General features: G+C 57.2%; 8 protein-coding genes and 1 pseudogene. All 9 read left to right on the top strand.

Annotated elements, in window-relative coordinates; genetic code table 11:
- Nucleotides 1-38: 38 nt before the first annotated feature.
- Nucleotides 39-1121, top strand: coding sequence for an acyl-CoA dehydrogenase family protein (locus tag L3X40_RS16035; protein ID WP_237366484.1), 1083 nt, complete (start codon nt 39-41; stop codon nt 1119-1121).
- Entirely contained in the window at nt 1118-1510 is a 393-nt protein-coding gene (locus tag L3X40_RS16040) for a Zn-ribbon domain-containing OB-fold protein (RefSeq protein WP_237366485.1), read from the top strand. The genes L3X40_RS16035 and L3X40_RS16040 overlap by 4 nt, the downstream gene beginning before the upstream one ends.
- On the top strand, nt 1507-2652 hold the full coding sequence (locus L3X40_RS16045) for a thiolase family protein (RefSeq protein WP_237366486.1): 1146 nt from the start codon (nt 1507-1509) through the stop codon (nt 2650-2652). Before L3X40_RS16040 ends, L3X40_RS16045 begins: the two co-directional genes overlap by 4 nt.
- Nucleotides 2653-2707: 55 nt before the next feature.
- A complete protein-coding gene (locus L3X40_RS16050; protein ID WP_237366487.1) occupies nt 2708-3913 on the top strand; it encodes an acyl-CoA dehydrogenase family protein in 1206 nt (401 codons plus the stop codon).
- 45 nt (nt 3914-3958) lie between these two features.
- Entirely contained in the window at nt 3959-4942 is a 984-nt protein-coding gene (locus tag L3X40_RS16055; RefSeq protein WP_237366488.1) for a thiamine pyrophosphate-dependent dehydrogenase E1 component subunit alpha, read from the top strand.
- Complete coding sequence (locus tag L3X40_RS16060) at nt 4939-5937, top strand: alpha-ketoacid dehydrogenase subunit beta (RefSeq protein ID WP_237366489.1); 999 nt, start codon at nt 4939-4941, stop codon at nt 5935-5937. Before L3X40_RS16055 ends, L3X40_RS16060 begins: the two co-directional genes overlap by 4 nt.
- Entirely contained in the window at nt 5937-6167 is a 231-nt protein-coding gene (locus L3X40_RS16065) for a biotin/lipoyl-containing protein (protein ID WP_237366490.1), read from the top strand. Before L3X40_RS16060 ends, L3X40_RS16065 begins: the two co-directional genes overlap by 1 nt.
- A gap of 174 nt (nt 6168-6341) precedes the next feature.
- Complete coding sequence (locus L3X40_RS22540) at nt 6342-6653, top strand: Rieske (2Fe-2S) protein (protein WP_445177202.1); 312 nt, start codon at nt 6342-6344, stop codon at nt 6651-6653.
- Between the two features lie 172 nt (nt 6654-6825).
- Nucleotides 6826-7302 (top strand): annotated as a pseudogene (locus tag L3X40_RS16070) (IS5 family transposase); the annotation flags it as partial.
- Nucleotides 7303-7597: the final 295 nt, after the last annotated feature.

The following is a 7597-nucleotide window of genomic DNA, read 5'->3' on the forward strand; positions in this document are numbered from 1 at the left end:
ACTGAATCTCATGCGAGTTTACTCCGATGATGCTTGAAATGAATGAACAGCAGCAGATGTTCAAATCTACTATCGAAAAATTCGTCGAACCCGCCGATGCGGCAGCGCTCAAATCGTCGGACGGGATCGATATTCAGCGCTGGGGAGAGCTCGTCGATCTAGGTTTGCTGACGTGCTGGACTGGTCTAGTTTCACCCGACTTGGGGGAAATGGCAGTGTCCCCTCGTGACCTGATGGTGGTTTCCGAGGCGCTCGGTTATGGAATTTCGCCGGAGCCGTGGCTTGAAAATGGAATCGCTCCGCTTCTGATTGTCGCGGCAGCTGAAAAACGTGGTCTCATGGATGATCTGGCTTCGGGCAAACATATGTTCGCGCTGGGCTCTCTGTATGGCGAAAAGGGCGCAGGGGTGCCTGTATTGTCTCGTATCGCCGGAAAGGGCGGTGACGATACCTACCAGCTCGATGGGGATGGCGTGCTTATTGCCGGCGGGGGCGCCGCTAGCCGCTTTATTATTCCCGCCCGTTTCGATGGTGATCCGACATTTTGCATCATTTTATCGGACGATCAGGGAGTCACGGTTCGACCTTATCGATTGGCCGATGGGAAGCTCGCGGTGAAGGCAGATTTTCAATCCGTTCGGATTGACGAAGGATCGTTGCTCGGCGTCGATGGTGATCGTCTCGATCGGGTAATATCACTCCTGTATTTCAGCATAACCGCCAATCTTCTGGGGATCACTCGCCGCCTTTATGACGAGAGTGTCGCATATTGCAGGCAACGTGAACAATTTGGCCAGCCAATCGCGCAGTTCCAGGCAATTCGCCATCGGTTGGTCGACTGTCATGTCGAACTCGAACTCATTCGGGGCCTGCTGATACGCATGTCCATCAACGAAAACGACGCGTTTATGACTACCATTGAAAAGGCGTGGCAGGTCAAGTCCTACGTTTCAACTGTTGCGAGACGCATCGCACAGGAGGCCGTGCAGCTTCACGGGGCAATCGGGATCACCGACGAGTTGATTATCGGGCACGGCCTGAAGCGAATATTGGTTCTGGACAGACTGTATGAAGAATTCTCCCCCGAAATGGGAAAACGGAGCGGGAGTACCGAGCGATGAACCTCAGGCCTATTGCCCCCAATTTGTGGCTTGATACTGCGGAAGGCCCCCGGTTACTCGGAGCGCGCCGGAAGGATGGTTCGATCTCGTTCCCTGTTCCCGAGGGGGCTTCCGAAGCCGGTCTGGAAATGGTTGAGCTATCTCCCCGCGGGACCTTGTGGTCGTGGACCACTCAGGATTTTCGGCCGAAGTCGCCCTACGAAGGGCCGGAACCATTCGAGCCTTACATTGTGGGCTATGTCGAACTTCCAGGCGAGTTGATTGTGGAGACCCGCATCGTCGGAGCAAGTCTCGATCAACTGAGCGTGGATTTACCGATGAGACTTGTTGTCGAGCCGTTCGACCAAGAGCGATCGATTTTTGCTTTCACACCGGAGGAAGTTCAGTGAAAGACGTGTATATCATAGGGGCCGGGATCCATCCCTTCGGCCGGACTGATGGACGAAGCGGACGCGATCAGGGCGTATATGCTGTCCGCGAGGCGCTTGCCGACGCCGGAGTTGAGTGGAGCGCGTTGGGCGCGGCATTCGGCGGGTCCGACTCATCGGGTGGCGCCGACGTTATGGTCAACGACCTCGGTCTGACGGGCGTTCCCTTTACGAATGTCTATAATGGGTGCGCTACAGGGGGGTCGTCCCTCGCGGCGGCACAGTCCAGTGTCGCGTCCGGAATGACCGACCTTGCCCTCGCCGTTGGGTTCGACAAGCATGAACGCGGCGCTTTTAATGCGTCTCCAGCGAAATACGGGCTGCCCGACTGGTATGGTCAGGCCGGTTTCATGCTTACAACACAGTTTTTCGCGTTGAAGATCCAGCGCTATATGCAGCTGAACGACATAACTTCCGAAACTTTAGCGAGGGTGGCCGCGAAGGCCTTTCGTAATGGGGAGCGGACGGAACACGCTTGGCGTCGGTCGCCGGTGGATATGGAAACGATCCTGCAATCCCAGATGGTGAATGACCCACTGACCAAATACATGTTCTGCTCACCGGCAGAAGGTGGGGCGGCCCTAATTTTGGCTAGTGAGCGCAAGATGCGAGAGTTGGGTGCCGACGGTGTGCGGATCGCCTCCATCGCGGTGCGCACGAGGCCGGAAAATTCGTTCGAAGTGTTTCAGCCCAGCGTGAGTGTCGAACCCGGCGGGAAGCCAACCGAACTCGCTTCCCGGGCGGCCTTCGAGGCGGCCGGGATTGGTCCCGAAGATGTCGATCTCGCCCAGCTTCAGGATACCGATTCCGGTGCCGAGATCATGCATATGGCCGAGAATGGTTTTTGCCGCGACGGGGAGCAGGAAGAATGGCTTCGGAACGGGCACACCGAGATCGGGGGCAAGCTGCCCGTCAACACCGATGGGGGATGTCTGGCCTGTGGGGAGCCGATCGGGGCGTCCGGCCTGCGGCAGGTATATGAAAATGTGCAGCAATTGCGCGGTCGAGCAGGCGCGCGACAGGTGCCTGGCCAGCCGAAGGTAGGCTACAGCCATGTTTACGGCGCACCGGGCGTGTCGGGCGTGGCCATTCTTCAACGTTAGATGAGGACATTTGCGCCGTTCCAGTGCGGTTTGGCCATAGGAGTTTGATTATACCATGCTGCAAAATTTGACCCCGGACGTAGAGGAATTTCGCAACGAAGTCCGAGATTTTCTCGATCGAAACCTTGATGATGACCTGCGTCACGCGGCCGCCTATTCGACGGGAGTGTTTGCCGAACCGGACATCGGCCTTCGCTGGCAGCGAATTCTGGATGAGAAGGGCTGGCTTACCTATTGCTGGCCGCCTGAAAATGGCGGAACGGGCTGGTCGCCTATCAAGCGGTATATCTTCGAAAGTGAATGCGCACTGGCCGGCGCTCCCGATATAGCGGGAATGGGTTTGAGGCTCCTTGGTCCGGTTCTATGTGCGTTCGGGACTAAAGAACAAAAAGAGCGTTTCCTTCCAGGAATTCGTTCCGGCGAAGATTACTGGTGTCAGGGTTTCTCGGAGCCGGGAAGCGGTTCGGACCTCGCCTCTGCAACCACTTCCGCCGTTTTACGGGACGGCCAATATGTGATAAATGGCTCGAAGATCTGGACCACTCATGCGCAGTTTGCCAACTGGATATTCTGTCTGGTTCGCACCGACAAGGCGGGCAGGAAGCAGGCTGGACTGTCGTTCCTCTTGGTTCCGATGGACCAGCCAGGCGTGCGTGTATCGCCAATTCTTTCCATGTCGGGCGATCACGAGGTTAACCAGGTATTCTTCGATGATGCTGTTGCCGATGCCGGGTATCTGATCGGTGAAGAGGGCGGGGGCTGGGCCATAACCAAGTTCCTGCTTGTGAATGAAAGGGCGGGATCGTGTTTCGCCCCCGGGTTACTGCGTAACACCGGCATTGCAGAGCAGGCTTTTGGTGAACTTCAAAGCGACGGTGCTGTTTCTCCCGATCGGTTACTATCGCTCAAACAACGATTGGAGGCCGCCCGCTTGCAGGTCGAAGCGTTCGAAATGCTCGAGCTTGAATTGCTTCATAAGGTGCAGGCTGGACAGGAGCCGGGCCCGTCGGCTTCCTTGATCAAGCTTGCCGCAAGCACATTGATGCAGAAAATCGATGAAATTTGCGTTGATCTTGTGCCCCTGGAAGGGCGGGCTTTGTTTGATTCCAATTCTCACACGAGAACTTACCCGGTGCGTTCTCAAATCGATTATCTTTCGCAGGTGGGGGTGTCGAAATATCTCAATAACCGGGCGGCCACCATTTATGGTGGGTCGACCGAGATAATGAAAAATATCCTGGCGAATGAAATTCTTCACTAGCATTCGCATCTGGAAAGGAAATCCGATGTGCGAAAGGGCGAACACATGACAACGATCAATTCACTTTCCAGTGAGACGGCGCGGACCATTTACCGCAAGGCCTATCTTATTAACCGGACGGACGAGCGGTTTCGTGCGATGCTGACCAATGGCGAACTGGCGGTGGCCTATTACCCCGTTCGTGGGCACGAGGTGATCGCGGCTGCTGCGATGGCGGCGCTGGAGACAGAGGATTATCTGGTCACGACCTATCGCGGGCTTCACGATGCGTTGGCCAAGGGCATTCCCTCGCGCCTGTTATGGGCTGAGTTCGCGGGCAAGCGCACGGGCACGTGCAAGGGCAAGGGCGGGCCGATGCACATCACCCATCCCGAAACGGGCGTTATGGTCACCACCGGGATCGTGGGGTCGGGTATTCCGATTGCCAACGGACTGGCGATGTCATCCCAAATTCGTGGTGAGAACCGCGTGGCGGTAGCCAGCTTCGGTGACGGTGCCAGCAATATCGGTGCGTTCCACGAAGCGCTCAACATGGCATCGGTGTGGAAATTGCCGGTGATCTTCCTGTGCCAGAACAACCAATATGCCGAACATACGACGCTTGCGGCCGGGACATCGGTATCCAGCATCGCGGAACGCGCGGCGGGGTATGGCATGCCCGGTGTGTCCTGCGACGGGCTCGATCCGGCCAGCGTTTATGAAGCGATGAGCGAAGCTGTCAACCGCGCACGCGCCGGTGACGGCCCGACCCTGCTCGAGGCGCGTACTTTCCGATTGCTGGGGCACATCTTCGGGGCGGATTACAGCTACGTTCCCAAGGAAGAGCTGAAGGCTGCGGAAGAACGTGCCAGCATGGCGAAGCTGCGCCAGTGGATCAGCGAGCGTCAGGTGTCCGAGGCGGATCTGACGCAGATCGAGCGGGAAGTCGATGCGGAGATCGACGAGGCCGTCGCCTTCGCGCTCGAAAGCGAACCGCCCGACCCGGACGAGATCAGGTTCGATATCTACGAAACGGAGCAGGCGGCATGAGCGCGGAGAAGACAAGTTTTGCGCAGGCGCTGAACGCGGCTCTCGATGACGCAATGGCGGATGACGAGAATGTCATCATGCTGGGCGAAGATGTTGCCGACGAACAGGGGGGTGGCGTGTTCAAGGTCAGCAAGGGGCTGTCGGACAAGTATGGCACGAAGCGCGTGCGCTCCACGCCCATCTCAGAACAGGCAATCATCGGCGCGGCTGTCGGGGCAGCCATCACCGGCATGCGCCCTGTGGCTGAAATCATGTTGATGAACTTCATCACCGTGGCGATGGACCAGCTGGTCAATCATGCTGCAAAGCTGCGGTTCATGTCCGGTGGACAGACGAATGTCCCGCTGGTCGTGCGAACAACCACCGGTGCGGGTGTAGGTTTCGGGGGACAGCATTCCGATATGCTGGAAGCCTGGTTCGCTCATGTTCCGGGGATCAAGATCGCCACCGCATCCAATCCCGCGGATGCGTACGGCCTGATGCGATCGGCAATCGACGACGAAGACCCGACCATTCTTATCGAGAATATCACCCATTACGGAATGACCGGTCCGGCTGCCGAGCCGGGCTACCGCGTTCCGCTGGGTAAGGCGGCGATTTCGCGCGAGGGCGGGGACGTCACTCTCATAACCTATGGCCGGGGCGTCGGCGATTGCCTGAAGGCGGCGGACCAGCTTGCCGATGAAGGCATCCAGGCGGAAGTCATCGACCTGCGCACCGTATCGCCCTGGGACGAAGAAGCTGTCCTGTCCTCGGTTGCCAAGACGAAGCGCGCGGTAATCGTGCACGAAGCGGTTCGTCCGTTCGGGGCTGGTGCGGAAATCTCCTCTCGTATTCATGAAGAACTGTTCGGCGAACTGGCCGGACCGGTCCAGCGCGTGGCATCCTATCCATCGCCCGTTCCCTTCGCAAAACCGCTGGAAACGGCTTTCCTCTACAGCGTCGCAGACATTGTCCATGCAGCGCGTGAAACCACTCAAAAGAAAGCACAATAATGAGCGTAGAAGTTCGCATACCCAAGCTTGGCATGAGCACGGAAACCGCCACCCTTTCCGAATGGCACGTCGAAAACGGCGCGCAGGTGACCAAGGGCGCGCCGCTATATTCGGTCGAAACCGACAAATCGACGACCGAGGTTGACGCACCCGCCGATGGGCAGGTCGAGATCATCGGCGAAATCGACGCCGAATACGAAGTGGGTGCACTGATCGCGCGGATTACCTGAATATGGCTAAACAGCACGGTAGTAAGCGGATGGAAGCATCTGGGTGTGCAAGCCGACTGGTGCTTCAGAGATTCGTGAGCAACGTCCATTCCCACAGGTGTTTTCCGACGCCGGAATAGTGTGGTTCGTCGTTAGTTGAAGTCGCCTTAGAATTCTGATGGGGTTTGATCGATTATGGAAGAACTAGATGCTGGCGCGACGGATGACTACGGCGACCGCACAAGTAAGGTCCTGTCTGCTGAAGGGGGCCTCACGATTCTGGTATGTAGGACGAAGGACGAATTCTACGCCGTTGAGAACCGATGTTCGCATCAGGAGCAGGCGCTCGAGGGTGGTGCCATCAAGAAATGCTATATTTTTTGTCCGGTCCATGGCGCCCGATTTGATCTTCGTGATGGCAAGCCTTCTGGAACACTTACGAAAAAGCCGATCCGAACATTTCCGGTACGCGAACAGAATGGGAGGGTGATTGTTACAGTGAGTTAATTTTTCTTTAAACTGTAGCCCGTATACTGTGCGAGAACGATACCTGAATATCTCATGTTATTAAGGTTCGGACCCATTAACGGGATCCACATCGGAGTTGGATTGTGATCCAGTTGTCTCCAGCGAGGAGGCACATTGGAAGGCTGATTTTTTCTGATTTTCGGATAAAAGATGGGCGCGGATCGAGCCGCTCTTGCCGACCGATACGCGCGGGATGCCGAGGGTTGATGACCGCCGCGTACTACCGGGGATCGGACATGCTTTGAAGAGTGGCGGTCGCTGGAGCGACTGTCCGGAACATGTCTACGGTTCGAAGAAGACGCGCTGCAACCAGTTCCTGCGCTGGGCCGAACGCGGTGTGTGGGAGCGGATTTTCGCTGAGCTTGCCGGGGTGGACGGTGTGCCGGAAAAGATATTCATCGACACCAGTAGCATCAAGGGCCACCGCACCCGCGGAGGTCAAAAAGGGGGCTTGCCTCATGGTATCGTCATCACCAAAGGCGGCCGGAACACCAAACGCCATGCCGTCTGGGACGCGAAAGGCAGTTCGCACATCCTCCTGCTGACGCCGGACAACACGCATGACGCCAAGGTCGCTTTCCAGCCGATCAACACCGTGCCGCCATCTGACTATCTGGTCGCTGACTAAGGCTACGACAGCAACGCCCTGCGGGCATCGCTGATCGAGCGCGGCACGACGCCGGACCTCCCTTCAAAGTTCAGTCGCAAAATCCAAATCAAGCACGACCGAGAATCTACCGTCAGCGAAACGTCGTGGAGCGCATGTTCTGCCGCTTCAAGGACTGTGGTCTGAGCCCCTAGTCACCCGGAACTGTAATCCACCTCATTGATTCACGCCTCTTTGATGAGATGAACAATGCTAGGTCGGCAGGCAGATGCGGTGGTATTGAGCGCCGAGGAGCGCGATCTTCTTGAGGCACAGG

The organism is Rhizorhapis sp. SPR117 (genome assembly GCF_021742065.1).

Excerpts from the sequence above, each read along its gene's own strand:
- L3X40_RS16035 (WP_237366484.1), top strand. The coding sequence starts at position 39 with ATGAATGAACAGCAGCAGATGTTCAAATCTACTATCGAAAAATTCGTC.
- L3X40_RS16040 (WP_237366485.1), top strand. The coding sequence starts at position 1,118 with ATGAACCTCAGGCCTATTGCCCCCAATTTGTGGCTTGATACTGCGGAA.
- L3X40_RS16050 (WP_237366487.1), top strand. The coding sequence starts at position 2,708 with ATGCTGCAAAATTTGACCCCGGACGTAGAGGAATTTCGCAACGAAGTC.
- L3X40_RS16055 (WP_237366488.1), top strand. The coding sequence starts at position 3,959 with ATGACAACGATCAATTCACTTTCCAGTGAGACGGCGCGGACCATTTAC.
- L3X40_RS16060 (WP_237366489.1), top strand. The coding sequence starts at position 4,939 with ATGAGCGCGGAGAAGACAAGTTTTGCGCAGGCGCTGAACGCGGCTCTC.
- L3X40_RS16065 (WP_237366490.1), top strand. The coding sequence starts at position 5,937 with ATGAGCGTAGAAGTTCGCATACCCAAGCTTGGCATGAGCACGGAAACC.
- L3X40_RS22540 (WP_445177202.1), top strand. The coding sequence starts at position 6,342 with ATGGAAGAACTAGATGCTGGCGCGACGGATGACTACGGCGACCGCACA.